Origin of the sequence: Stenotrophomonas sp. 169 (assembly GCF_014621775.1) — a bacterium.
Taxonomy (GTDB): domain Bacteria; phylum Pseudomonadota; class Gammaproteobacteria; order Xanthomonadales; family Xanthomonadaceae; genus Stenotrophomonas.
In genome coordinates, this window is sequence record NZ_CP061204.1 from 1,560,522 (window position 1) to 1,585,528 (window position 25,007).

The window sequence follows — 25,007 nt, forward strand, 5'->3', positions numbered from 1 at the left end:
TTCCGCCGAGCACGGCTCGGCGCTACAGATGGCGGCAATCCGTCGGGTGGAGGGGGCCCCTGAGTCAGGGGCGGCCGCGAAGCGGCGGGGTCTGGGAGCTGGTGAGACGGGGCCCACGGTTTGCGCAGCAAAGCGTGGGAGCGACAGCGCGAATGCGATGACGTGGACCCCGCCATGGATGGCACGAAACGAGGCACGCAGGAGCGGCTCTTGCCGTCCCCCGCCCAGCCCCACCGCCCGGCCCCAAGCACGTAACCCGCTGTCAGAGCCCACCGCGAGGGGGCCCCCGCCCGTTCGACCACCCTCAAACCAACGTGTAACCGGTTACTACCCAACGGCGAATAATTTCATTCGTTATCATGTCCAGCTGATACGAAACGGAGCCATCGCCCATGCGCCGCAAGATCGTCGCCGGAAACTGGAAGCTGCACGGCAGCCGCGAATTCGCCACGTCCCTGGTCACCGACATCGCCAACGGCGCACCGGAGCAGGGCGTTGAACTGGTCATCCTGCCGCCCTTGCCGTACCTGGGCGAACTGGTCGACGATTTCGCCGACACCGCCGTCGCCTTTGGCGCGCAGGACGTCAGCAGCAATGAAAAGGGCGCGTACACCGGCGAAGTTTCCGCCGCGATGCTGCACGAGGTGGGCGCGCGCTACGGACTGGTGGGCCACTCCGAGCGGCGCCAGTTCCACCACGAAAGCAGTGAGCTGGTGGCGCGCAAGTTCGCTGCAGCGCTGCATGCCGGCCTGGTACCGGTCCTCTGTGTGGGGGAAACCCTGGAGCAGCGCGAAGCCGGACAGACCGAGAACGTGATCGCCAGCCAGTTGGCCCCGGTGCTCGCGCTGGTGGGCGGGCAGGGCTTCCAGAACGCCGTCGTCGCCTATGAGCCGGTGTGGGCCATCGGCACCGGACGCACCGCGAGCAAGGAGCAGGCGCAGGACGTGCACGCGTTCATCCGTGGCGAAGTAGCCAAGGTCGATGCTAGAATTGCCGATTCCCTGACCATCCTTTACGGTGGCAGCGTGAAGCCCGACAATGCCGCAGAGCTGTTCGCACAGCCCGACGTCGATGGTGGGCTGGTAGGTGGCGCCTCATTGGTGGCTGCCGATTTTCTGGCCATCGCCCAGGCGGCGGCTGCAACCTGATTAGAAGTAGTCCGAGGACGGATTCCAGATGCTGATGTTGATCCTCAATGTCGTTTACGTGCTGGTGGCAGTGGCCATGATCGCGCTCATCCTGATGCAGCGTGGTTCCGGTGCGGCCGCCGGTTCGGGCTTTGGTGCCGGTGCCTCGGGCACGGTGTTCGGCGCACGTGGTGCCTCGAACTTCATGTCGAAGTCGACCAAATGGCTGGCCGTGGTGTTCTTCGGTATCAGCTTGTTCATGGCCTGGTACGCCGGCCATGGCAGCCGCCCGGCGGCGCAGCAGGATCTCGGTCTGATGGCCGCGCCGGCCGCCAGCGTGCCGGCCGCCCCGGCAGGCGAGCGTCCGGCCACGGTGCCGGCAGCCAATGCCGTGCCGGTCCAGCAGCCCGCGCAGCAGCCGGTTCCGGCCGCGACTGTGCCGGCTCAGGCGGAATCTTCAAATTCTGGTGAAGAAAAGCAGCCGGAAGGCTCCCAGAAAGACTGAAGACGGTTACAATACGCCGCGCACTGGAATGATAGTCCAGCGCGATCGTAAGCCCAGGTGGCGGAATTGGTAGACGCACTACCTTGAGGTGGTAGCGACTTAGGTCGTAGGGGTTCGAGTCCCCTCTTGGGCACCATTTAGTAAGTAAAGCGGGTACGTCCGGCGCGCTCTGCGCCGGGTAGCGTTGTCCCCGTCCACTCCCCCATGCCAAAGCGCCTGCAGGCGCGGCGGCAGAGGCAAGAGAGAATCGCTGTGCTGGCCGAATATTTGCCGTCTCTGCTGTTTCTGATCGTCGCCACCGGTATCGGCATTACGCTGATGCTGATTGGCCGATTCCTCGGCCCACGCCGTCCCGATCTGCAGAAGCTCTCGCCGTACGAATGCGGCTTCGAGGCTTTTGAAGACGCGCGCATGAAGTTCGATGTGCGCTATTACCTGATCGCGATCCAGTTCATCGTCTTCGATCTGGAAATCATCTTCATCGTGCCCTGGACCCAGGTCTTCATGGAGCTCGGCGCCCGTTCGCTGGTCACCATGGGTCTGTTCGTCGGCATGCTGTTCCTCGGCTTCATTTATGTCTGGAAGAAGGGAGCGCTGGAATGGGAGTGATCCAAACTCTCGACGGCCTGATGAACAACCCGAGCCCCGAAGGGCGGGTTGACGACATCCTGCGGCCGGCCGGCGATAATCCGCTGCTGGAAAAAGGCTATGTCACCACCAGCGTCGATGCCCTGCTGAACTGGGCACGTACCGGTTCGATGTGGCCGATGACCTTTGGTCTGGCCTGCTGCGCCGTTGAAATGATGCACGCCGGCGCTGCGCGCCTGGATCTGGACCGGTACGGCGTGGTGTTCCGCCCGTCGCCGCGCCAGTCCGACGTGATGATCGTGGCCGGTACGCTGGTCAACAAGATGGCCCCGGCGCTGCGCAAGGTCTACGACCAGATGCCGGACCCGAAGTGGGTCATCTCGATGGGCAGCTGCGCCAATGGCGGCGGTTATTACCATTATTCGTATTCGGTGGTCCGCGGTTGCGATCGCGTGGTCCCGGTGGACATCTATGTCCCGGGCTGCCCGCCGACTGCCGAGGCGCTTGTGTACGGGATCCTGCAGCTGCAGAAGAAGATCTGGCGTACGCAGACCATCGCCCGCTGACCCTTCCCACCTTATCAAGAGCGCGCCAAGCCCCCATGGCAGAGCAAGCATCCTTCATCGACCGACTTTCCGCCCGCTTCGCTGGCGGCCAGGTCATCGTGGTCGAACCCCGCGGCGAAGTGACGCTGGAAGTGCCTGCCGCCGATTGGCACGCCACCGCGCTGGCGCTGCGTGACGAATTTGGTTTCGAGCAGGCCGTTGACCTGTGCGGCGTCGATTATCTCGGCTACGGCTCTGACGAATGGGACACCGCAGACGTGTCTTCGCAGGGTTTCAGTCGCGGTGTCGAAGGCAAGGGCGCCGGCCGCTTCGCCTGGGGTGAGTTCCCCAGCGAAGAGGATGCCGGTGGCGCGCAGCCGCAGCACATGCCGACCCAGCGTTTCGCCGTGGTGGCGCAGGTGCGCTCGTACCAGCACAACCTGATGATGCACCTGCGCTGTTTCGCACCGAACGAAGGCTTGCCGGTGGTCGCGTCGCTGACCGACATCTGGCCGGGACTGAACTGGTTCGAGCGCGAAGCGTTCGACCTGTTCGGCGTGATCTTCGAAGGCCATCCGGACCTGCGCCGCATCCTGACCGACTATGGCTTTGTCGGTCATCCGTTCCGCAAGGACTTCCCGCTGATCGGCAACGTCGAAGTGCGCTACGACGAAGAAAAGAAGCGCGTGGTCTATGAGCCGGTCACCTCGGTGGAGCCGCGCGTCGGCGTGCCGCGCGTGATCCGTGACGACGCCCGCCTGCAGACCGCGGCCGGCGAGCGTTCGCAGGAGGCAGTGAAGTGAGTCAGTTCGAGCAGGCGCACCAGGCGTTCGCCAGCAACACGGCCGAGCGTCGGCAGGAAATCCGCAATTACACGATGAATTTCGGTCCGCAGCATCCGGCCGCGCACGGTGTGCTGCGCCTGATCCTGGAAATGGACGGCGAGACCATCATGCGTGCCGATCCGCATGTCGGCCTGCTGCACCGTGGCACCGAAAAGCTCGCCGAATCCAAGCCGTTCAACCAGTCCATTGGTTACATGGACCGCCTGGATTACGTGTCGATGATGTGCAACGAGCATGCTTACGTGCGTGCCATCGAGACCCTGATGGGAATCGAGGCGCCGGAGCGTGCGCAGTACATCCGCACCATGTTCGACGAAATCACCCGCATCCTGAACCACCTGATGTGGCTGGGCTCCAATGCGCTCGATCTGGGCGCGATGGCGGTGATGCTGTACGCCTTCCGTGAGCGCGAAGAGCTGATGGACTGCTATGAAGCGGTCTCCGGCGCACGCATGCACGCTGCGTACTATCGTCCGGGCGGCGTCTACCGCGATCTGCCGGACCATATGCCGAAGTACAAGGAGTCGCGCTGGCACAAGGGCAATGCCCTGAAACAGCTCAATGCATCGCGCGAAGGCTCGCTGCTGGACTTCATCGAGAACTTCACCAACGAATTCCCGGGTCGCGTCGACGAATACGAGACCCTGCTCACCGACAACCGAATCTGGAAGCAGCGTACCGTCGGTATCGGCGTGGTCACCCCGGAGCTGGCCCATCAGTGGGGCATGACCGGCGTGATGCTGCGTGGCTCGGGCATCGCCTGGGATCTGCGCAAGAAGCGCCCGTACGCGAAGTACGATGCCGTCGATTTCGACATCCCGCTGGGCAAGGAAGGCGATTGCTACGATCGTTATCTGTGCCGTGTGGCGGAAATGCGCGAATCCAACCGCATCATCAAGCAGTGCGTGGCGTGGCTGAAGGCCAACCCGGGCCCGGTGATCGTCAACAACTTCAAGGTCGCGCCGCCCAGCCGCGAGGCGATGAAGGACGACATGGAAGCGCTGATCCACCACTTCAAGCTGTTCAGTGAAGGCTACTGCGTGCCGGCTGGCGAGACCTATGCCGCCGTCGAAGCCCCGAAGGGTGAGTTCGGCTGCTACCTGATGTCCGATGGCGCGAACAAGCCGTTCCGCGTGCACCTGCGTGCGCCGGGCTTCGCCCATCTGTCCTCGATCGATTCGATCGTGCGCGGCCACATGCTGGCCGACGTGGTGGCGATGATCGGCACCTACGACCTGGTGTTCGGCGAGGTCGACCGGTGAATCCGGCCGCCCTGACCCTCTTTCCTGCAGGCAGCCGGCGCAAGCCGGCGCCGCAGCATATGGAATTCCAAGACATGCATTTCGCTGAGGTCGGCCGATGAAGGCGACAGGTAATTTCGAGGCGGCGCGCGACGTCGATCCGATGGTGGTGCTGAGCGACAAGACCCGTGCTCACATCGAGCACTGGCTGTCCAAGTTCCCGCCGGACCGCAAGCGTTCGGCTGTGCTGCAGGGCCTGCACGCCGCGCAGGAGCAGAACGGCGGTTGGTTGACCGACGAGCTGATCGCCGGCGTGGCCAAGTACCTGGACCTGCCGCCGGTATGGGCCTATGAGGTCGCCAGCTTCTACTCGATGTTCGAGCTGGAAAAGGTCGGCCGCCACAACGTGGCCTTCTGCACCAACATCAGCTGCTGGTTGAATGGCGCCGAGGACCTGGTCGCGCATGCCGAGAAGAAGCTCGGCTGCAAGACCGGCCAGTCCACCGCCGACGGCCGCATCTACCTGAAACGCGAAGAAGAATGCCTGGCCGGTTGTGCTGGAGCGCCGATGATGGTCATCAATGGCCATTACCACGAGCGCCTGACCGTCGAGAAAGTCGACGAGCTGCTGGACGGGTTGGAGTAAGCCATGGCACATCATCACGCACCCAGTGGTCCGGTCGGTCCCGCACCGTTGCCGCACCAGGTGGTCTACACCACGCTGCATTACGACACTCCGTGGTCGTACGAAAGCTATCTCAAGACCGGTGGCTATGCCGCCCTGCGCAGGATCCTCGAAGAGAAGATCAGCCCGGAGCAGGTCATCGAGATGGTCAAGCAGTCGAACCTGCGCGGCCGTGGCGGCGCCGGTTTCCCGACCGGCCTGAAGTGGTCCTTCATGCCCAAGGGCACGATGCAGAAGTACATCCTGTGCAACTCGGATGAATCCGAGCCGGGTACCTGCAAGGATCGCGACATCCTGCGTTACAACCCGCATTCGGTGGTCGAAGGCATGGCGATCGCCTGCTACGCCACCGGCAGCACCGTGGGCTACAACTACCTGCGCGGTGAGTTCCACCACGAGCCGTTCGAGAACTTCGAACAGGCACTGGCCGACGCGTATGCGAACGGCTGGCTGGGCAAGGACATCCTCGGCAGCGGCGTGGACATCGACATCTACGGTGCACTGGGTGCTGGCGCCTACATCTGCGGCGAAGAAACCGCGCTGATGGAATCGCTGGAAGGCAAGAAGGGCCAGCCACGTTACAAGCCGCCGTTCCCGGCGAACTTCGGCCTGTACGGCAAGCCCAGCACGATCAACAACACCGAGACCTATGCCTCGGTGCCGGCGATCATCCGCAACGGTCCGGAGTGGTTCGCCGGTCTGTCGCTGACCAAGAACGGCGGTCCGAAGATCTTCTCGGTGTCCGGCTGCGTACAGCAGGGCGGCAACTTCGAGGTGCCGCTGGGCACCACCTTCGACGAACTGCTGGAAATGGCCGGTGGCCTGAAGCCGGGCCGCACGTTGAAGGGCGCAGTGCCGGGTGGTGTGTCCATGCCGGTGCTGAAGGCCGAAGAGCTGAAGGGCCTGCAGATGGACTACGACACCCTGCGTGCCCTGGGCACCGGTCTGGGTTCGGGCGCCATCGTGGTGCTGGATGACAGCGTGTGCTGCGTCAAGTTCGCCTGCCGCATCAGCCAGTTCTTCCACAAGGAATCCTGTGGCCAGTGCACGCCGTGCCGCGAAGGCACCGGCTGGATGCACCGGGTGCTGGAGCGCATCGTCGCCGGCAAGGCCACGATGGAAGACCTGCACCAGTTGAAGGCCGTGGCCGGCCAGATCGAAGGTCACACCATCTGCGCGTTCGGTGAAGCGGCGGCATGGCCCATCCAGGGTTTCCTGCGCCAGTTCTGGGACGAATTCGAGTACTACATCGTCAACGGTCATTCGATGGTTGACGGCAAGAAGGTGGAGGCTGCTGCCGCATGAGCGCGCAACCCGTAAATCAGAGCGTGCCACCGGATCACGTCACCGTCGAAATCGACGGCCAGTCGCTGGTCGTGCCGAAGGGCTCGATGATCATCCAGGCGGCCGACAAAGCCGGCATTCCGATCCCGCGCTTCTGCTACCACGAGAAGCTGCCGATCGCGGCCAACTGCCGTATGTGCCTGGTGGATGTGGAGAAGTCGCCGAAGCCGGCGCCTGCCTGCGCCACGCCGGTGATGGATGGCATGAAGGTTGCCACCCGCAGCGAAAAGGCACTCAAATTCCAGCGTTCGGTGATGGAGTTCCTGCTCATCAACCATCCGCTGGACTGCCCGGTCTGTGACCAGGGCGGCGAATGCGAGCTGCAGGACGTGTCGCTGGGTTATGGCCGTTCGGTCAGCCGCTTCAACGAGCGCAAGCGCGTGGTGGTGGACGAGGACATGGGGCCGCTGGTGGCCACCGAAATGACCCGCTGCATCCAGTGCACGCGCTGCGTCCGCTTCACCGCCGACGTGGCCGGCACCTACGAGCTGGGTGGCATGTACCGCGGCGAGAATCTGCAGATCGGTACCTACGACGGCAAGCCGTTGACCACCGAACTGTCCGGCAACGTGGTCGACGTCTGCCCGGTCGGTGCACTGACCAACAAGGTGTTCCAGTTCCGCGCGCGTCCGTGGGAACTGACCGCGCGCGAATCGCTCGGCTACCACGATGCGATGGGCTCGAACCTGTTCCTGCACGTGCGTCGCGGCGAAGTGCTGCGCACCGTGCCGCGCGACAACGAGCTGGTCAACGAGTGCTGGCTGTCCGACCGTGACCGTTATTCGCACCAGGGCCTGTACAGCGAAGACCGTGCGGTCAAGCCGCTGCGCAAGGTCAATGGTGAGTGGAAGGAAGTGAGCTGGGCCGAAGGTCTGGCCGCCGCCGCGGACATCCTCAAGGCCAACCAGGGCGATGCCCTGGGCGTGCTGGTGCATCCGTCCACCTCGAACGAAGAGGGCGCGCTGCTGGCCCGCCTGGCTTCGGGCTTGGGCAGCACGAACCTCGATCACCGCATCACCAACCGCGACTTCTCCGACGCCGCCACGGCCGAGGTCTTCGGCCTGCCGCTGGCCGAGATCGAAGGGGCCGACCAGATCGTCGTGCTGGGCAGCAATGTCCGCCACGAGCTGCCCCTGCTGCATGCCCGTCTGCGCAAGGCGCAGACCAGCAACGGCGCGAAGATCCACGTGGTCAACCCCGTCGACTTCGACTTCGCCTTCAGCATTGCCGGCAAGCAGATCGTCGCTCCCTCGAAGTTCGTCGACGCGCTGGCCAATGTCGAGCTGCGTACGGCGGTGCAGGGCGGTCGCAATACCGTGCTGATCGTCGGCGGTATTGCCGAGAACCATCCGCAGGCTGCTGCGATCCGCGCTGCTGCGCGTGATTTCGCTGCGGCAACCGGCGCCCGGTTGTGCCGTATCCCGCAGGGCGCCAATGCCATCGGCCTCACCCGTGCCGGCGTGCTGCCGGCGGGCAAGGATGTGGCCGCCATGCTGGCGCAGCCGCGCCAGGCGTACGTGGTCTACGGCCTCGAGCCGGGCCTGGATTTCGCCGACGCCCCTGCCGCCCGCAAGGCGCTGGCCGGTGCGCAGGTCGTGGCTTTCAGCCAGTTCGCCTGTGCCTCGACCCGCGATGTCGCCGACGTGATCCTGCCGATCGGTGCGCTGCCGGAAATCGACGCCACGCTGACCAACCTCGATGGTCGCTCGCAGTCGGCACGTGCCGGCGGCAAGCTGCCGGGTGAGGCCCGCGAGGGCTGGCGCGTGCTGCGTGCCCTGGGTGGCGAGATGGCGCTGGCTGGTTTCGAGTTCACCGATCTGGCCGGCCTGCGTGCCAGTCTGGCCCCGGTGAGCGTGAACGTGGCCGGTTCCACCGCCGTTGCCGTGAGCAACGAGGGTCTGGAAGTCGCGTCGACCGCGGCGATCTACCGTACCGACGCCGTCGTCCGCCGCGCCCCGGCGCTGCAGTCGCATCCGCTGAACACTGCCCCGCGCATCGTGCTCAATGCCGACGATGCCGCGCGCCTGCAGTTGCAGGAAGGGCAGATGGCCAAGGTCGGCACCGACGCCGGCCGTGCCACGCTGCCGGTGGTGGTCGACCGCCGCGTCGCGGCAGGGTCGGTCTGGATTGAATCGGGCCACGGTGCAACCGCACCGCTGGGTGCCGCTCGTGTAACGGTGGTGGCTGCATGAACGAATTGCTGTTGAACGCAGTGGACCCGCTGCACCAGTGGCTGCTTGGCCTTGGTGACATCGGCGCGCTGCTGTGGATCATCCTGAAGATCCTGGTGATCACCATGCCGGTGATCATCTCGGTGGCCTTCTATGTGGTCTGGGAACGCAAGCTGATCGGCTGGATGCATGTCCGCCACGGTCCGATGTACGTGGGCATGGGCATCTTCCAGGCCTTCGCCGACGTCTTCAAGCTGCTGTTCAAGGAAGTGCTGCAGCCGGCCAACGCGCACAAGGTGCTGTTCCTGCTGGCCCCGCTGATCACCCTCGCACCGGCCTTCGCGGCCTGGGCGGTGGTGCCCTTCGATGCGCAGCTGGTGTTGTCCAATGCCAACGCCGGCCTGCTGTACCTGCTGGCGATGACCTCGCTGGGCGTGTACGGCATCATCCTGGCGGGCTGGGCATCCAACTCGAAGTACGCGTTCCTGGGCGCGATGCGCGCCTCGGCGCAGATGATCAGCTACGAAATCGCCATGGGCTTTGCCCTGGTCGGCGTGATGATCGCTTCGGGCAGCCTCAACCTGACCGGCATCGTCATGGCGCAGGCCGGAAGCTCCGGCTTCCTCGACTGGTTCCTGCTGCCGCTGTTCCCGCTGTTCATCGTGTACTGGGTGTCCGGCGTGGCCGAAACCAACCGCGCGCCGTTCGACGTGGTGGAAGGCGAATCGGAAATCGTCGCCGGTCACATGGTCGAGTACTCCGGTGGTGCATTCGCGCTGTTCTTCCTGGCCGAATACGCGAACATGATCCTGATCAGCTTCCTGATCGCGATCTTCTTCCTCGGTGGCTGGCTGAGCCCGATCCAGGGTTGGGTCAATCCGGGTGCGATCTCGCCGTTCATCGACTGGATCTGGACCGGTGGCTGGCCGTGGCTGTTCATCAAGGTCTTCTTCTTCGCCAGCGCCTACATCTGGTTCCGTGCCAGCTTCCCGCGTTTCCGCTATGACCAGATCATGCGGCTGGGCTGGAAGGTCTTCATCCCGCTGACCATTTTCTGGATCGCGGTCACCGCCTTGATGGTGTTCTTCGGCGTGATTCAAAAGGGTGTCTAACGTAATGAACAGGATTACCCATTACTTCAAGAGCCTGCTGCTGCTGGAGCTGTTGGCCGGTCTGTGGCTGACGCTGAAGTACAGCTTCAAGCCGAAGTACACGATGATGTACCCGATGGAAAAGTTCCCGCAGTCCCCGCGCTTCCGCGGCCTGCACGCCCTGCGCCGTTATCCGAACGGTGAAGAGCGCTGCATCGCCTGCAAGCTGTGCGAGGCGGTCTGCCCGGCGCTGGCCATCACCATCGATTCGGCCAAGCGCGAGGACGGCACCCGCCGCACCACGCGTTACGACATCGATCTGTTCAAGTGCATCTTCTGTGGCTTCTGCGAAGAAAGCTGCCCGGTGGACTCGATCGTCGAGACCCACATCCTCGAGTACCACTTCGAGAATCGTGGCGAGAACATCGTTACCAAGCCGCAGCTGCTGGCCCTGGGTGATCGGCTTGAGTCCGAAATCGCCGAGCGCCGTGCCGCCGACGCCGCTTACCGCTGAGGTCGAGACATGGATTGGGTAAATATCGCTTTCTGGGTTTTCGCCATCGCAGCCAGTGTGTCGGCAGCGGCGGTGATCAGTGCGCGCAGCCCGGTCAACGCCGTGCTCTGCCTGGTGCTGACTTTCTTCTCCGTCGCCTGTATCTGGATCCTGGTTGGTGCCGAGTTCCTCGGCGTGGCGCTGGTGCTGGTGTATGTCGGCGCGGTGATGGTGCTGTTCCTGTTCGTGGTGATGATGCTGGACATCGACACCGACAACCTGCGCGAGGGCTGGGTGCGTTACCTGCCGGTCGGGCTGGTGGTCGCGGTGGTGATGCTGGTGCAGATCGTCACCCTGATCGGCGTGCGGGGCAGGGCGGTGACGCCGTTCCCGGCCGACAACGCGGCGGCGCTGGCGGCTGACACCTCCAACATCACCTGGTTGGCACGCAGCCTGTTCACTGAATACCTGCTGCCGTTCGAGTTCGCTGCGGTCATCCTGACCGTCGCCGTGGTCGCCGCTGTGATGCTGACCCTGCGCCAGCGCACCGGCATCAAGACGCAGAACCCGGGCGAGCAGACGATGGTCAAGTCGCGTGACCGCCTGACGGTGGTGAAGATGGACGTCGAAACGCCGTTCGTGCACAGCAACACCAAGGCTGCCGTCGACATGCCGGCCGCCGGCGAGGAGACCAAGCCATGATCACGTTGGGCCATATCCTGGCGCTGGGCGCGGTGCTGTTCTGCATCAGCCTGGCCGGCATCTTCCTCAACCGGAAGAACGTCATCGTCCTGTTGATGTCCATCGAGCTGATGCTGCTTTCGGTGAACATCAATTTCGTCGGGTTCTCGCGGGAACTGGGTGACACGGCCGGCCAGCTGTTCGTGTTCTTCATCCTGACCGTGGCAGCCGCCGAGGCCGCGATCGGCCTGGCGATCCTGGTGACCCTGTTCCGTACACGTCGAACGATCAATGTCGGCGAAGTCGATTCGTTGAAGGGCTGATTAACAGATGGAAATCACACTCGCCAAGAGTCTGTTGATCGCAGTGGTGCTTGCACCGCTGTTCGGCAGCATCATCGCCGGCCTGTTCGGTCGTCAGGTCGGGCGCCTCGGCGCGCAGACCATCACCATCCTCGGCGTGGCCGTCAGCTGCGCCCTGTCGATGTACACCTTCTACCAGCTGCTGTGGGGCGGCGCGCAGCCGTTCAACGAAAACCTGTACACCTTCTTCGAAGTGGGCCAGTACTCGGCACACGTCGGCTTCATGGTCGACAAGCTGACCGCGATGATGATGGTGGTGGTGACCTTCGTGTCGCTGCTGGTGCACATCTACACCATCGGCTACATGGAAGAAGATCCGGGCTACCAGCGCTTCTTCAGCTACATCTCGCTGTTCACCTTCTCCATGCTCACGCTGGTGATGAGCAACAACTTCCTGCAGCTGTTCTTCGGCTGGGAAGCGGTGGGTCTGGTGTCCTACCTGTTGATCGGCTTCTGGTTCAAGCGCCCGACCGCGATCTTCGCCAACATGAAGGCCTTCCTGGTCAACCGTGTCGGTGACTTCGGCTTCCTGCTCGGCATCGGCGGCGTGATGTGGGTGTTCGGCACCCTCGACTACGCCACCGTGTTCGCCAAGATCATGGATCCGGAACTGGCCAACGGTGCGCTGCAGGTCTGGTCCGGCTCGATCAGCCTGTTCGGCCTGCACACCATCCAGGTACTCGACCAGCCGGTCATCTGGGGCAGTGCCACGGTGATCTGCATCTGCCTGTTCATCGGCGCCATGGGCAAGTCTGCCCAGGTCCCGCTGCACGTGTGGCTGCCGGACTCGATGGAAGGACCGACGCCGATCTCGGCGCTGATCCACGCCGCGACCATGGTCACCGCCGGCATCTTCATGGTGACGCGCATGTCGCCGCTGTTCGAGCTGTCGCCGACCGCGCTTAACTTCGTGCTGTTCATCGGTGCGACCACGGCGTTCTTCACCGGCCTCATCGGCATTGTGCAGAACGACATCAAGCGCGTCGTCGCGTACTCCACGCTGTCCCAGCTGGGTTACATGACCGTTGCGCTGGGTGTGTCGGCGTACTCGGCCGCCGTGTTCCACCTGATGACCCACGCCTTCTTCAAGGCACTGCTGTTCCTCGGCGCGGGCTCGGTGATCATCGCCATGCACCACGAGCAGGACATGCGCAAGATGGGCGGCCTGCGCAAGTACATGCCGATCACCTTCATCACCATGTGGATCGGTACGTTGGCCCTGGTCGGCACGCCGTTCTTCTCCGGCTTCTACTCGAAGGACACCATCATCGAGGCCGCCGAGATCCACGCGCACATGTCCAACAGCTGGGTTGCGACCTATGCCTACTGGGCGGTACTGGGCGGCGTGCTGGTCACCAGCTTCTACAGCTTCCGCCTGCTGTTCCTGACCTTCCATGGCAAGGAGCGCTTCCGTGACGTGGCGCATGACGACCATGGTCATGGCCACGGTGCGACTGCGCACCATGACCATGACCATGCGCATGCCGCCGACGCGCATGCGGTCGATGCCCATGCAGGTCATGACGACCACGGCCATGGCCACGGTCCGCACGAGCCGCACGAAACCCCTTGGGTGGTGACGCTGCCGCTGATCCTGCTGGCGATCCCCTCGATCCTGATCGGCTTCTTCAGCATCGGTCCGATGCTGCACGGCACCGATTGGGCCGGGCATCACGCGCACGAAGGCATCAAGGGCCAGGCCACCAACTTCTTCACCGGTATCGTCGATTTCTACGACCCGGCAAAGAACACGGTCGGCTTCCTCGGCGAGCACTTCCATGGCCCGGTGGCGTTCGCGCTGCATGGCATGACGGCCTGGCCGTTCTTCCTGACCGTGGCAGGCTTCCTGCTGGCCGTGATCTTCTACCTGTGGAAGCCGGACCTGTCGGGCAAGGCCCGCAGGACGTTTGCTCCGATTGTTTCGGTACTGGAAAACAAGTACGGCATGGACACGCTGTGGATCGACGGCTTCGCCGGCGGCAGCGTCAAGCTGGGCAAGGTGGCGCGCTGGATCGACACGAACATCGTCGACGGCACCGTCAACCTGGTCGCACGTGGGGCGGACGTAGCAGCCAATGTGCTGCGTCGTACCCAATCCGGTTTCCTCTATCACTACGCCTTCGCGATGATCATCGGCCTGATTGCCCTTCTGGGCCTGCTGATGCATTACCTGCGTTGATGACCTGTACGGAATAAGAAAACGTGTCGAACTGGCCCCTACTTAGTGTCCTCATCTGGCTGCCGATCATCGGTGGCGCCCTGGTCCTTGCCATCCGTGATGCGCAGACCGCCCGCTGGGCGTCGCTGGGTGTCGCGCTGCTGACCTTCGCCCTGAGCATCCCGCTGCTCACCGGTTATGACCCGGGTATCGACGCGCTCCAGTTCGTCGAAACCCGCGCCTGGATCCCGGCTTACGACATCGGCTACAACCTCGGCGTCGACGGCATCGCCATCGCGCTGATCGCGCTGACCACGCTGGTCAGCGTGTTGGCCCTGATCGGCGCATGGAGTGCCATCGACAAGCGCGTGAACCAGTACGTTGCCGCCTTCCTGATCCTGGAAGGCGTCACGGTCGGCATCTTCGCCGCCACCGATGCGATGCTGTTCTACGTGTTCTTCGAAGCGATGCTGATCCCGATGTTCCTGATCATCGGTGTCTGGGGCGGCCCGCGCCGCATCTATGCCGCGCTGAAGTTCTTCCTCTACACCTTCCTCGGCTCGGTGCTGATGCTGGTGGCGCTGGTCTACCTGTACCTGAAGGGCGGCAGCTTCCAGCTGGCCGACCTGTACGCACTGCAGCTCACCGCGACCGAGCAGACCTGGATATTCTTCGCCTTCCTGATCGCCTTCGCGGTCAAGGTGCCGATGTTCCCGGTGCACACGTGGCTGCCCGATGCCCACGTGGAAGCCCCGACCGCCGGTTCGGTGATCCTGGCGGCCATCGCGCTGAAGATCGGTGGCTACGGCTTCCTGCGCTTCAACCTGCCGATCGTCCCGGACGCGTCGCAGGAATGGGCGTGGCTGGTCATCGCCCTGTCGCTGATCGCGGTGATCTACGTGGGTCTGGTCGCGCTGGTCCAGGACGACATGAAGAAGCTGATCGCCTATTCCTCGGTCGCCCACATGGGCTTCGTCACCCTGGGTACCTTCATCGCCCTGTGGCTGGTGCGTGAGGCCGGCAATGCCGACGCCGCCCGCCTGGGCCTGCAGGGTGCGATGGTGCAGATGATTTCGCACGGCTTCGTGTCCGGCGCGATGTTCTCGTGCGTGGGCGTGCTGTACGACCGCATGCACAGCCGCCGCATCGCCGATTACGGCGGCGTGGTGAACGTGATGCCGTGGTTCGCCACCTTCGCCATGCTGTTCTTCATGGCCAACGCCGGCCTGCCGGGTACCTCCGGGTTTGTCGGTGAATTCATGGTCATCCTGGCCGCCTTCCAGCGTAATCCGTGGATCGCACTGGGCGCTGCCACCACCCTGATCATCGGCGCGGCCTACACGCTGTGGCTGTACAAGCGCATCTTCTTCGGCGAAGTGGCCAATGCGCACGTCGCCGAACTGAAGGACATCAACGGCCGCGAGTGGCTGGTGCTGGGGGTGTTCGCCATCGGCGTACTGGCCCTGGGCATCTACCCCAAGCCGCTGACCGACCTGATGGAGCCGTCGATCGCCAAGCTGGCGATGCAGATTGCTTCCAGCAAATTGCTCTGATCGGCCTGCCGAGCGAACTGATTCCAGGATTTGATAATGACCACCTCGCCGTTGCTGCCACTGACCGCCGCTGACCTGCCCCCGCTCGCTCCCGAGCTGGTGCTGGTTGCGAGCGCCTTCGCCCTGATGATCCTCGATCTGTTCGTCAGCAAGCAGAACAAGCTGATCACCCATCTGTTCTCGCTCGCCGCCCTGGCGGTGGTGCTGGTCATGCTGGCCACCGGAACGGGCGGGCAGGGCGAGGTCTTCCACGGCATGTTCGTGCGCGATACCGCGGCCGACGTGATGAAGGTGGTGATCGTGCTGTGCAGCGGGCTGAGCCTGGTGTACGGCTGGAGCTACCTGCGCGAGCGCAATCTGTTTCAGGGGGAGATCCCGGTGCTGGTGCTGTTCGCCACGGCCGGCATGATGATCCTGGTGTCCGCCGGCAGCCTGCTGATGGTCTACCTGGGCCTGGAACTGCTTGCGCTGTGCTCGTACGCACTGGTGGCCAGCAACCGTGACAACGGCCTGGCGTCCGAAGCGGCGATGAAGTACATCGTGCTGGGTTCGCTGGCATCGGGCCTGCTGCTGTACGGCATGTCGCTGATCTACGGCGCAACGGGCTCGCTGCACCTTGATGCGATCAATGCGGCCATCCCGCATTCCGACGAGAAGATGCTGCTGCTCACCGGCGCGGTCTTCATGATCGCCGGCGTGGCGTTCAAGCTGGGCGCGGCGCCGTTCCACATGTGGCTGCCTGACGTGTACCAGGGCGCTCCGGCGCCGGTCGCACTGTTCATCAGTTCGGCCCCGAAGCTGGCGGCGTTCGGCATGGCCTACCGCCTGCTGGAAGTGGGCGTCGGTCCGCTCTCGGATGAGTGGAAGATCCTGATCGGTGGCCTGGCGGCCTTGTCGCTGGTGATCGGCAACCTGATGGCGGTCGCCCAGCACAACCTGAAGCGCATGCTGGCGTTCTCCACCGTGTCGCACATCGGTTTCCTGCTGATGGGCATCGCCGGTGGCGGCTCGCAGGGCTACGCGGCCGCGCTGTTCTATGCGCTCAGCTACGCGATCATGTCTACTGCCGCGTTCGGCGCGATCATCGCGATGTCCCGCAATGGCTTCGAGGCTGAGAACATCAACGATTACAAGGGTCTCAATGCCCGTAATCCGTGGATGGCGGCGCTGATCCTGTGCATCATGGCGTCGATGGCCGGTATTCCCCCGTTCCTCGGTTTCTGGACCAAGCTGGCGGTGCTGGGCGCAGCGGTCAACGGCGGCATGCTGTGGCTGGCGATCCTGGGTGTGCTGTGTGCCGTGATCGGTGCGTTCTACTACCTGCGGGTCATCAAGGTCATGTACTTCGATGAGCCGGTGGGCGAGCCGCTGCCGCGCAACACCGACCGCGTGCTGGGTGTGGTGCTGGGCGTGAATGCGTTGGCACTGCTGGCGTTGGGCCTGGCCTGGAACCCGATCATGGTGTGGTGCCAGCAGGCATTTGCACATATTTCTTAAAAAACGATACAAAACTGCGTTAATCGTGTAATATTCATCTCCTGAGTTGTGACTGCAGCGGTTCTGCCAGAACATCGTTGCAAGAGGCCTCCCTCGCGGGGCAGCAATTCAACCACTTCTGATGCGGGGTGGAGCAGTCTGGCAGCTCGTCGGGCTCATAACCCGAAGGTCGCAGGTTCAAATCCTGCCCCCGCTACCAAGACGAACAAGCGACTCCGGAAACGGGGTCGCTTTTTTCGTTATGGGGGTTTGGATGCGCTGGCCGCGCAGGCAGAAGCCAAGGCAACGGCAACGGCAACGGCAACGGCAACGGCAACGGCAACGTCAAAAGCTGCAGGGCTGCTGGTTGGGCGGGACGGGGTGGGTTGGCGGGGGACGGCAAGGGCCGCATCCATGCGGGCCTCGTTTCGCGCCATCCATGGCGCTCAACGCCCCCGCCAACCCACCCCGTCCCACCTTCGACAGGTTCCTGGTGGCCATGGAGCCTTTGGCGTGCGCCACATCCGTAGCGCCGACCCGTGGTCGGCGGATGTTGAAGGGGAGGGGGTCTGATGGTTTCCGCCGAGCATGGCTCGGCGCTACCGCTTTTTTTCTTTTTTCATACGCGGCGGGCGGCCACGGAACCTGTCAGGGGCCGGGCGGTGGGGCTGGGCGGGGGCGTTGAGCGCCATGGATGGCGCGAAACGAGCGCTACATGGACGTACTCGTGCGCGTCCCCCGCGCAGCCCCACCGCCCGGCCCGGCCCGAGCTCCGGCTTCGCAGCAGCCAGCCGCGAGGGGGTTTCCACCCGTTCGACCACCCAAACCAACAGGAAAAGCTGAGCGGGGGTTGCGCGGCGCAGCAGAATGCTGCATAATTCCGCTTCTGGTGCGGGGTGGAGCAGTCTGGCAGCTCGTCGGGCTCATAACCCGAAGGTCGCAGGTTCAAATCCTGCCCCCGCTACCAACTAGGCATCAGACGAAAAAGCGATTCCGGAAACGGGGTCGCTTTTTTCGTTGGAGCCTTGCAGGGAAGGGCCTCCGCAGGCACAGGCAGCATCCGCAGCTTGCACCAACCCGGTGCAAGGTCTATCATCAGCGGGCTGGCGGTATATCTGATGGTGGGCTCTGCAATGAGTGCGACCATCCCGCCACCGGCTTCGACCAGAAGTTGGGCTTCGCAGGGGATCGCGTCAGCGCGCCCTGCGGCCGGAATCCAATGACCGGATTTCACCGGACAAAGGGCCCAGCGGGCCCTTTTTCGTTTCCGGAACGGGCCCACTGCGGGTCCGGACACCATCCACATTCAACAACAAGGCAGGCTGTGAGCGACAAGGCAACCGAAATCGCGAATCTGCTCGGCCCCACCGTCGATGCGCTGGGCCTGGAACTGCTGGGCGTCGAGTATCTGCCCGCACCCGGCGGCGCCACGCTGCGTCTGTACATCGACGTGCTGATCGCCGAGCAGGACGAGCGCACCATCAACGTCGAGGACTGCGAGCGCGTCAGTCGCGAAGTGTCCGCGCAGATGGACGTCGAAGATCCGATCAGCGGAAATTACACGCTGGAGGTTTCATCGCCTGGCGTGGACCGTCCGCTGTTCAACCTGCAGCAGTTCGGCCAGCACCTGGGGCAGAACGCCAAGGTGCAGCTGAAGCTGCCGCAGGAGAATCGTCGCCGTCTGCAGGGCCGTATCGATTCGGTCGACGCAGAGCAGGGCACGATCAGTTTCACTGTCGACAAGACCACGCTGGTGGTGTCGGCCGACAACATCGACAAGGCACGCATCATGCCGGACTGGGTGGCGCTGGGGCTGGCCCCGAGCAAGCCGACCGGTCCTGCCAAGCAGCCGAAGCCGAACAAGAATCCATCCAACGAGCCTGCGGCCAAGAAGCCGCGCGCGGAGTGAGCCAATGAGCAAGGAACTTCTGCTGGTAGTTGACGCGGTCGCCAATGAAAAAGGCGTGCCGCGTGAAGTGATTTTCGACGCGATCGAAGCCGCTCTGGCGTCGGCCGCGAAGAAGCGCTACCCCGACGAGGAAGTGCTGGCGCGCGTGGTCATCGACCACAAGGACGGCACGTACGAAACCTTCCGCCGCTGGGAAGTGGTCGCTGACGACGTGGTCATGGAGTCTCCGGACCGCCAGATCCGCCTGATGGATGCCATCGACGAACAGGAAGGTGCTGAAGTCGGTGACTACGTCGAAGCACAGATCGAAAACCCGGACTTCGGCCGCATCGCCGCCCAGGCCGCCAAGCAGGTCATCGTGCAGCGTGTGCGCGAGGCCGAGCGGCAGCAGGTGGTGGATGCATGGAAGGATCGCGTCGGCGAGCTGATCACCGGTGTGGTCAAGCGTGCCGAGCGCGGCAATATCTTCGTTGACCTGGGCGGCAACGCCGAGGGCTTCATCCCGAAGGACAAAGGCATCCCGCGCGACGTGCTGCGTGCCGGTGACCGCGTCCGCGGCTATCTGGCTGAAGTGCGCTCCGAGCCGCGTGGCCCGCAGCTGTTCATCAGCCGCGCCGCGCCGGAGTTCATGATCGAGCTGTTCAAGCTCGAAGTGCCGGAAGTCGGCCAGGGCCTGGTGGAAATCATGGCCTGCGCACGTGATCCGGGCGACCGCGCCAAGATCGCCGTGCTGGCCCACGACACCCGTACCGACCCGATCGGTGCCTGCATCGGCATGCGCGGTTCGCGCGTGCAGGCCGTGTCCAACGAGCTCAATGGCGAGCGCGTGGACATCGTGCTGTGGAACGAAAATCCGGCCAACTTCGTCATCAATGCGATGGCGCCGGCCGAAGTGCAGTCGATCATCGTCGATGAAGACAAGCACTCCATGGATCTGGCCGTGGCGGAAGACCGCCTGGCCCAGGCCATCGGCAAGGGCGGACAGAACGTTCGCCTGGCCAGCCGCCTGACCGGGTGGCAGTTGAACGTGATGACCCAGGATCAGGTGACCGCCAAGTCCGAAGCCGAGCAGACCTCGGCCCGCCAGCTGTTCATGGACAAGCTGGAAGTGGACGAAGAGATCGCCAGCATCCTGGTAAGCGAAGGCTTCGGCACTGTCGAAGAAATCGCGTATGTACCCGTCGGCGAGCTGCTGGCGGTGGAAGGCTTCGACGAGGACATCGTCGAGGAACTGCGCGCACGAGCCCGTGACGCGCTGCTCAACGAGGCGCTGGCCGTTGAAGAAGGCCTGGAAGACGGCGTTCCTGCCGACGACCTGCTGGCCCTGGAAGGCATGGACGAGGTTACCGCCTACGCCCTGGCCAGCCATGGCGTGCGCACCGGTGAGGACCTGTCGGACCTGGCTGCCGACGAGGTGGTTGAATTCGGCATCGAGGGGCTGGACCAGGAGCGCGCCGCGGCGCTGATCCTGTCCGCCCGTGCCGAGGAAATCGCCCGATTGGAACGCGGCGAATGAGCCGGCAATGAACAGGGCCCTGAGCCGATCAGGGCGTAGAATCCGCGCTACCTCCAAAAACGGGGGGGCGCCCTCAAGATCATAGGATCCGAATGTCGCAGCAAACCACCATCCGCAAGCTTGCCGAACTGGTCAATACACCGGTTGAAAAACTGCTGGAACAGCTGGCGGGTGCCGGCATGAAGTTCAGCGGCCCAGAACAGGTCGTGACCAGCACCGAGAAGGTGAAGCTCCTGGGCTTCCTTCGCCGTGCCCATGGCAAGCCCGAGCAGGCCGTCGAAGAAGCCACCGAGGCTTCGAAGAAAATCACCCTGAACCGCCGCAAGCACCAGGAAGTGACGGTGAATGCGGGTCGCAGCAAGACCACCGTGAACGTGGAAGTGCGCCAGAAGCGCACCTACGACAAGGCGGCTGCGCGCATGACCCCGGATGAGGAGCGCGCCGACATCCTGCGCAAGCTGGAGGAATCCCGCCAGCGCAATCTTGATGAACAGGCAGCGCTGGCGGAGAAAGACCGCCTGCGCGATGAAGCCATCGTGCGCAAGCGCGAAGAAGAGGTCGCTGCCAAGGAGCGCGCCGAGGCAGACAAGAAGGCCGCTGAAGAAGCTGCCATCGCGGCCAAGGCGGCCGAAGCCGAAGCTGCCAGCCGTCCGGCTGCGCGACCGGCCGATGCCGCTGCGCCTGCCGCACCGCGTGCTGCGCGTCCGCCGGCCGGTGGCCCGTCCGCGCCGCCGCGTGGCGCCGCACCGCCGCGTTCGGATGACCGCAACAACCGGGGTCCGGCACGTACCGACCGTCCGGGCGGCGATCGTTTCGCTGGCCAGATGCACCTGTCGGCCGCCGATCGCGCGCGTCGTGGCAACAGCAACAACAACAACCGTGGCCGTCCGGGCAGCCGCCCGCAGCCGGGCCGTCGTGACATGCGCGGCAGCCAGAACAGTGGTCCGCACGCGTTCGAGCGGCCGACCGCACCGGTCGTGCGTGAAGTGGCGATCGGTGACAGCATCACCGTGGCCGACCTGGCGCAGAAGCTCGCGCTGAAGGGCGGCGAAGTGGTCAAGGCGCTGTTCAAGATGGGCGTCATGGCGACCATCACCATGAGCATCGACCACGACACCGCGGCACTGGTGACCGAAGAGCTGGGCCATGTCGTGGTCCGCGCCGGCAATGATGACGTGGAAGAGGCGCTGCTGGCCGCTGCCGGTGAAGAGCGCGGCGAAGCCGTCTCGCGTCCGCCGGTGGTCACCATCATGGGTCACGTCGATCACGGCAAGACCTCGCTGCTGGATTACATCCGCCGCACCAAGGTCGCTACCGGCGAAGCGGGTGGCATCACCCAGCACATCGGTGCTTACCACGTGGAAACGCCGAAGGGCGTGATCAGCTTCCTGGATACCCCGGGCCATGCTGCCTTCACCTCGATGCGTGCCCGCGGCGCCAAGCTGACCGACATCGTGGTGCTGGTCGTGGCCGCCGATGACGGCGTCATGCCGCAGACCAAGGAAGCGATCCAGCACGCCCGTTCGGCGAACGTGCCGCTGATCGTGGCGATCAACAAGATCGACAAGTCCGGTGCCGATCCGATGCGTGTGAAGAACGAACTGCTCACCGAGCAGGTCGTGTCCGAAGACTTCGGTGGTGACATCCAGATGGTCGAGATTTCGGCCAAGGCCGGCCTGGGCATCGACGACCTGCTGGAAGCCATTTCCGTGCAGGCCGAGCTGCTCGAGCTGAAGGCGGTGTCTGATGGTCGCGCCAGTGGCGTGGTCATCGAATCCTCGCTGGACAAGGGCCGTGGCCCGGTCGCGACGGTGCTGGTGCAGCAGGGCTCGCTGAAGAAGGGCGATTACCTGGTGTGCGGTATCCAGTACGGCCGCGTGCGTGCGCTGTTCGACGAAACCGGCAAGCAGCCGGACCAGGCCGGTCCGTCCATTCCAGTGCAGGTGCTGGGTCTGTCCGGCGTGCCGGAAGCGGGTGATGATTTCACCGTGGTCGACGACGAGCGTCTGGCCAAGGACGTTGCACAGCAGCGCGAAACCAAGCGCCGCGAATCGCGCCTGGTGCAGTCTGCCGGCAGCCGCATGGAAGACATCATGGCGCAGCTGGGCAAGGGCGAGGGCCAGCAGGTCCTCAACCTGGTCATCAAGGCCGACGTGCAGGGTTCGGTGCAGGCGCTCAGCCAGGCGCTGGTCGGTCTGTCCAACGACGACATCCGCATCAACGTGATCCACTCCGGCGTGGGCGGCATCACCGAATCGGACGCCAACTCGGCGGTCGCTTCGAAGGCCACCGTCATCGGCTTCAACGTGCGTGCGGACGCTTCGGCCCGTCGCCTGATTGAATCCAACGGCGTCGACCTGCGTTACTTCTCGATCATCTATGACGTGATCGATCAGGTGAAGCAGGTGGCTTCCGGCCTGCTGGGCGTGGAGATCCGCGAAGAGATCATCGGTATCGCCGATGTGCGCGACGTCTTCCGCAGCTCGAAGTTCGGCGCAGTGGCCGGCTGCATGGTCGTGGAAGGCATCGTCAAGCGGAACAAGCCGATCCGCGTGCTCCGCGACAGTGTCGTGGTGTTCGAGGGCGAGCTGGAATCGCTGCGCCGCTTCAAGGAAAACGTCGACGAAGTCCGCAATGGTACCGAGTGCGGTATCGGCGTGAAGGCGTACAACGACGTCAAGCCGGGTGACCAGATCGAGTGCTTCGAGCGTATCGAAGTGCCGCGCACCCTGTAACGGCTGCAAGGGACCGGGCCGAAAGGCCCGGTCCTGCTTTCAGGCACCACCCGTTAGACTGCTGTCATTACTCCAAATACAAAGAGCCCTGCCGCGTGCCCAAGACTTTCCATCGAACCGACCGTGTCTCCGCCCAGATCCGCCGCGAGCTCGGCACCCTGGTGCACAACGCCGTGCGTGTACACGGGTTGCCCTCGGTGAGCGTGTCCGATGTGGAAATCACCCGCGACATGTCTCATGCCAAGATTTTCGTTACTGCGCTGATGGCGGAACGATCCGAAGAAGCAATGAAGGGCCTGAAGGAACTGGCCTGGCAGCTGCGCATGGACCTGGCGCGCGCGATGAAGCTGCGCCACGTGCCCGAACTGCACTTCCACTACGATGATTCAGTCGATCGCGGCGAACGCATCGACAACCTGCTGCGCGAGCTGCCCGATACGCTGGCGGCGGAAAAGAAGCGCGAAGGCAACGAAGAATAAGGACTCCGTCGCGTCGAGCGCTGCTCGGCGACTGCCTGCGGGCACGGATCCTGCCCGCCGAGCATGGCTCGGCGCTCCCAACGTTGGCGTTCCACAATGAAACCCCGTATTCAATTCCGTCGCCTTGACGGCATTCTGCTGCTCGACAAGCCGACCGGCATGAGCTCCAACGCTGCGCTGCAGAGTGCGCGCCGCCTGTTCCGGGCAGAGAAGGGCGGCCACACCGGCAGCCTGGATCCACTGGCTACCGGGCTGTTGCCGCTGTGCTTTGGCGAAGCGACCAAGATCGCCGGCCTGCTGCTGGGCTCGGCGAAGGCGTATGACGCCGACATCGTGCTGGGGCAGAGCACCGACACCGACGACGCCGAGGGCCAGGTACTGCTGCAACGGCCGGTGCCGTCCATCAGTGCCGATACGCTGCAGGCTGCGCTGGCTCCGTTCGTGGGTCACATCCGCCAGCGCGCGCCGGTGTATTCGGCGTTGAAGCAGGGCGGCGAGCCGCTGTATCTCAAGGCGCGGCGTGGCGAGGTGATCGATGCGCCCGAGCGCGACGTCCATGTCCAGTCGATCACGGTGCTTGAGCAGCAGGCTGATCGCCTGCGCCTGCGCGTGACCTGTGGCTCCGGGACGTATATCCGCAGCATCGCCCGTGACCTTGGCGAGGCGCTGGGGTGTGGCGCGCACATCGGCGCGTTGCGACGCCTCTGGGTGGAACCCTTCCTCGATCCGGTGATGGTGACCCTGGACCAACTGCGTACGCTGGCCGATGCCGGCGATGAGGCGGGGATGGAAGCCCATCTGTTGCCCTTGGCGGCCGGCCTGGTTGCGTATCCGCCTGTACATCTGGATGAACAGCAGGCTGCGCGATTCTGCATGGGCCAGCGGCTGCGCGATACGTCATGGCCGAGCGGGCTGGTCGTGGTGCATGACGCAGCCGGCGGCGTATGCGGCCTGGGCCAGGTAGACGAAACCGGCCTGTTGGCCTCGCAGCGACGCTTCAATCCGTGACATGCAACCGGGCGATTCAGCCCAGGTCCTTGTTCCGGGAGGTCGCTCCCGTTACAATTTTGCGGCCCTTTACAGGGTAGCCTGCGTCCTGCAGGTTCATCATCAGCCTACGGCGAGCCAAGCGGTGCGTGAACACGTTCCTGCTGGCCCCGCATCAAAAGAGAAAAAGCAATGTCGATCGACACCCAGAAGGTAATTGAAGACAACAAGCGCAGCGCCACCGACACCGGTTCCCCGGAAGTCCAGGTCGCCCTGCTGACCGCACGCATCGAACTGCTGACCGGCCACTTCAAGACCCACAAGAAGGATCACCACAGCCGTCGTGGCCTGCTGCAGATGGTCAACCGCCGCCGCAGCCTGCTCGACTATCTGAAGAAGAAAGACGTTGCCCGCTACAAGGGTCTGATCGAAAAGCTTGGCCTGCGTCGCTAAGCAAGAAATCCTCCGCGGCGCAGTGATGCGCCGCGGTTTTGTTTTGCAGCATCGTTTTTCATC

22 protein-coding genes and 3 tRNA genes are annotated in these 25,007 nt (G+C 63.9%); all 25 read left to right on the forward strand.

Annotated elements, in window-relative coordinates; all coding sequences use genetic code 11:
• The first annotated feature begins 392 nt into the window (after positions 1 to 392).
• The 25 genes from tpiA to rpsO all read left to right on the forward strand — a co-directional run bounded on the left by tpiA (position 393) and on the right by rpsO (position 24,944).
• Positions 393 to 1,148, forward strand: coding sequence for a triose-phosphate isomerase (gene tpiA / locus ICJ04_RS06695; protein WP_188326751.1), 756 nt, complete (start codon positions 393 to 395; stop codon positions 1,146 to 1,148).
• Positions 1,149 to 1,176: 28 nt separating this feature from the next.
• The gene (secG, locus tag ICJ04_RS06700; RefSeq protein ID WP_188326752.1) at positions 1,177 to 1,632 is read left to right on the forward strand and encodes a preprotein translocase subunit SecG; all 456 of its coding nucleotides are present in this window, start codon (positions 1,177 to 1,179) and stop codon (positions 1,630 to 1,632) included.
• 51 nt (positions 1,633 to 1,683) lie between these two features.
• A tRNA-Leu gene (locus tag ICJ04_RS06705) sits at positions 1,684 to 1,768 on the forward strand.
• Between the two features lie 116 nt (positions 1,769 to 1,884).
• Positions 1,885 to 2,241 carry an NADH-quinone oxidoreductase subunit A gene (locus ICJ04_RS06710; protein ID WP_042614960.1) on the forward strand — a complete coding sequence of 119 codons (357 nt, stop codon included), beginning with the start codon at positions 1,885 to 1,887 and terminating at the stop codon, positions 2,239 to 2,241.
• Positions 2,232 to 2,786 carry an NADH-quinone oxidoreductase subunit B gene (locus tag ICJ04_RS06715; RefSeq protein ID WP_182339617.1) on the forward strand — a complete coding sequence of 185 codons (555 nt, stop codon included), beginning with the start codon at positions 2,232 to 2,234 and terminating at the stop codon, positions 2,784 to 2,786. The genes ICJ04_RS06710 and ICJ04_RS06715 overlap by 10 nt, the downstream gene beginning before the upstream one ends.
• A gap of 35 nt (positions 2,787 to 2,821) precedes the next feature.
• On the forward strand, positions 2,822 to 3,568 hold the full coding sequence (locus ICJ04_RS06720) for an NADH-quinone oxidoreductase subunit C (protein WP_188326753.1): 747 nt from the start codon (positions 2,822 to 2,824) through the stop codon (positions 3,566 to 3,568).
• On the forward strand, positions 3,565 to 4,872 hold the full coding sequence (locus ICJ04_RS06725; protein ID WP_188326754.1) for an NADH-quinone oxidoreductase subunit D: 1,308 nt from the start codon (positions 3,565 to 3,567) through the stop codon (positions 4,870 to 4,872). The genes ICJ04_RS06720 and ICJ04_RS06725 overlap by 4 nt, the downstream gene beginning before the upstream one ends.
• A 97-nt stretch (positions 4,873 to 4,969) precedes the next feature.
• Complete coding sequence (gene nuoE, locus ICJ04_RS06730) at positions 4,970 to 5,497, forward strand: NADH-quinone oxidoreductase subunit NuoE (protein ID WP_188326755.1); 528 nt, start codon at positions 4,970 to 4,972, stop codon at positions 5,495 to 5,497.
• A gap of 3 nt (positions 5,498 to 5,500) precedes the next feature.
• The gene (gene nuoF / locus ICJ04_RS06735; protein ID WP_188326756.1) at positions 5,501 to 6,841 is read left to right on the forward strand and encodes an NADH-quinone oxidoreductase subunit NuoF; all 1,341 of its coding nucleotides are present in this window, start codon (positions 5,501 to 5,503) and stop codon (positions 6,839 to 6,841) included.
• Positions 6,838 to 9,072 carry an NADH-quinone oxidoreductase subunit NuoG gene (gene nuoG, locus ICJ04_RS06740; RefSeq protein WP_188326757.1) on the forward strand — a complete coding sequence of 745 codons (2,235 nt, stop codon included), beginning with the start codon at positions 6,838 to 6,840 and terminating at the stop codon, positions 9,070 to 9,072. The genes nuoF and nuoG overlap by 4 nt, the downstream gene beginning before the upstream one ends.
• On the forward strand, positions 9,069 to 10,163 hold the full coding sequence (gene nuoH / locus ICJ04_RS06745; protein WP_188326758.1) for an NADH-quinone oxidoreductase subunit NuoH: 1,095 nt from the start codon (positions 9,069 to 9,071) through the stop codon (positions 10,161 to 10,163). Before nuoG ends, nuoH begins: the two co-directional genes overlap by 4 nt.
• 4 nt (positions 10,164 to 10,167) lie before the next feature.
• Positions 10,168 to 10,656: an NADH-quinone oxidoreductase subunit NuoI gene (nuoI, locus tag ICJ04_RS06750; RefSeq protein ID WP_005417924.1), complete on the forward strand. Its 489-nt coding sequence runs from the start codon at positions 10,168 to 10,170 to the stop codon at positions 10,654 to 10,656.
• Positions 10,657 to 10,665: 9 nt separating this feature from the next.
• Positions 10,666 to 11,337, forward strand: a complete 672-nt coding sequence (locus ICJ04_RS06755; protein WP_188326759.1) for an NADH-quinone oxidoreductase subunit J — start codon at positions 10,666 to 10,668, stop codon at positions 11,335 to 11,337.
• Positions 11,334 to 11,639: an NADH-quinone oxidoreductase subunit NuoK gene (gene nuoK, locus ICJ04_RS06760; protein WP_042614969.1), complete on the forward strand. Its 306-nt coding sequence runs from the start codon at positions 11,334 to 11,336 to the stop codon at positions 11,637 to 11,639. Before ICJ04_RS06755 ends, nuoK begins: the two co-directional genes overlap by 4 nt.
• Before the next feature lie 7 nt (positions 11,640 to 11,646).
• Positions 11,647 to 13,857: an NADH-quinone oxidoreductase subunit L gene (gene nuoL, locus ICJ04_RS06765; RefSeq protein WP_188326760.1), complete on the forward strand. Its 2,211-nt coding sequence runs from the start codon at positions 11,647 to 11,649 to the stop codon at positions 13,855 to 13,857.
• 23 nt (positions 13,858 to 13,880) lie between these two features.
• Positions 13,881 to 15,389, forward strand: coding sequence for an NADH-quinone oxidoreductase subunit M (locus ICJ04_RS06770; protein WP_188326761.1), 1,509 nt, complete (start codon positions 13,881 to 13,883; stop codon positions 15,387 to 15,389).
• Between the two features lie 36 nt (positions 15,390 to 15,425).
• The gene (gene nuoN / locus ICJ04_RS06775; protein WP_188326762.1) at positions 15,426 to 16,886 is read left to right on the forward strand and encodes an NADH-quinone oxidoreductase subunit NuoN; all 1,461 of its coding nucleotides are present in this window, start codon (positions 15,426 to 15,428) and stop codon (positions 16,884 to 16,886) included.
• A 122-nt stretch (positions 16,887 to 17,008) separates the two neighbouring features.
• Positions 17,009 to 17,085: transfer RNA gene (locus tag ICJ04_RS06780), tRNA-Met, on the forward strand.
• Between the two features lie 670 nt (positions 17,086 to 17,755).
• Positions 17,756 to 17,832: transfer RNA gene (locus ICJ04_RS06785), tRNA-Met, on the forward strand.
• A 357-nt stretch (positions 17,833 to 18,189) separates the two neighbouring features.
• Positions 18,190 to 18,774: a ribosome maturation factor RimP gene (gene rimP / locus ICJ04_RS06790; protein WP_188326763.1), complete on the forward strand. Its 585-nt coding sequence runs from the start codon at positions 18,190 to 18,192 to the stop codon at positions 18,772 to 18,774.
• 4 nt (positions 18,775 to 18,778) lie between these two features.
• On the forward strand, positions 18,779 to 20,290 hold the full coding sequence (gene nusA / locus ICJ04_RS06795; RefSeq protein WP_188326764.1) for a transcription termination factor NusA: 1,512 nt from the start codon (positions 18,779 to 18,781) through the stop codon (positions 20,288 to 20,290).
• A 92-nt stretch (positions 20,291 to 20,382) separates the two neighbouring features.
• Positions 20,383 to 23,025 (forward strand): translation initiation factor IF-2, encoded by a 2,643-nt coding sequence (gene infB, locus ICJ04_RS06800; RefSeq protein ID WP_188326765.1) that lies wholly within the window; start codon positions 20,383 to 20,385, stop codon positions 23,023 to 23,025.
• Positions 23,026 to 23,120: 95 nt separating this feature from the next.
• Positions 23,121 to 23,504 (forward strand): 30S ribosome-binding factor RbfA, encoded by a 384-nt coding sequence (gene rbfA, locus ICJ04_RS06805; protein ID WP_188326766.1) that lies wholly within the window; start codon positions 23,121 to 23,123, stop codon positions 23,502 to 23,504.
• Between the two features lie 96 nt (positions 23,505 to 23,600).
• Positions 23,601 to 24,512 (forward strand): tRNA pseudouridine(55) synthase TruB, encoded by a 912-nt coding sequence (truB, locus tag ICJ04_RS06810; protein ID WP_188326767.1) that lies wholly within the window; start codon positions 23,601 to 23,603, stop codon positions 24,510 to 24,512.
• Between the two features lie 171 nt (positions 24,513 to 24,683).
• Positions 24,684 to 24,944, forward strand: coding sequence for a 30S ribosomal protein S15 (gene rpsO / locus ICJ04_RS06815; RefSeq protein ID WP_188326768.1), 261 nt, complete (start codon positions 24,684 to 24,686; stop codon positions 24,942 to 24,944).
• The last annotated feature ends 63 nt before the right edge of the window (positions 24,945 to 25,007 follow it).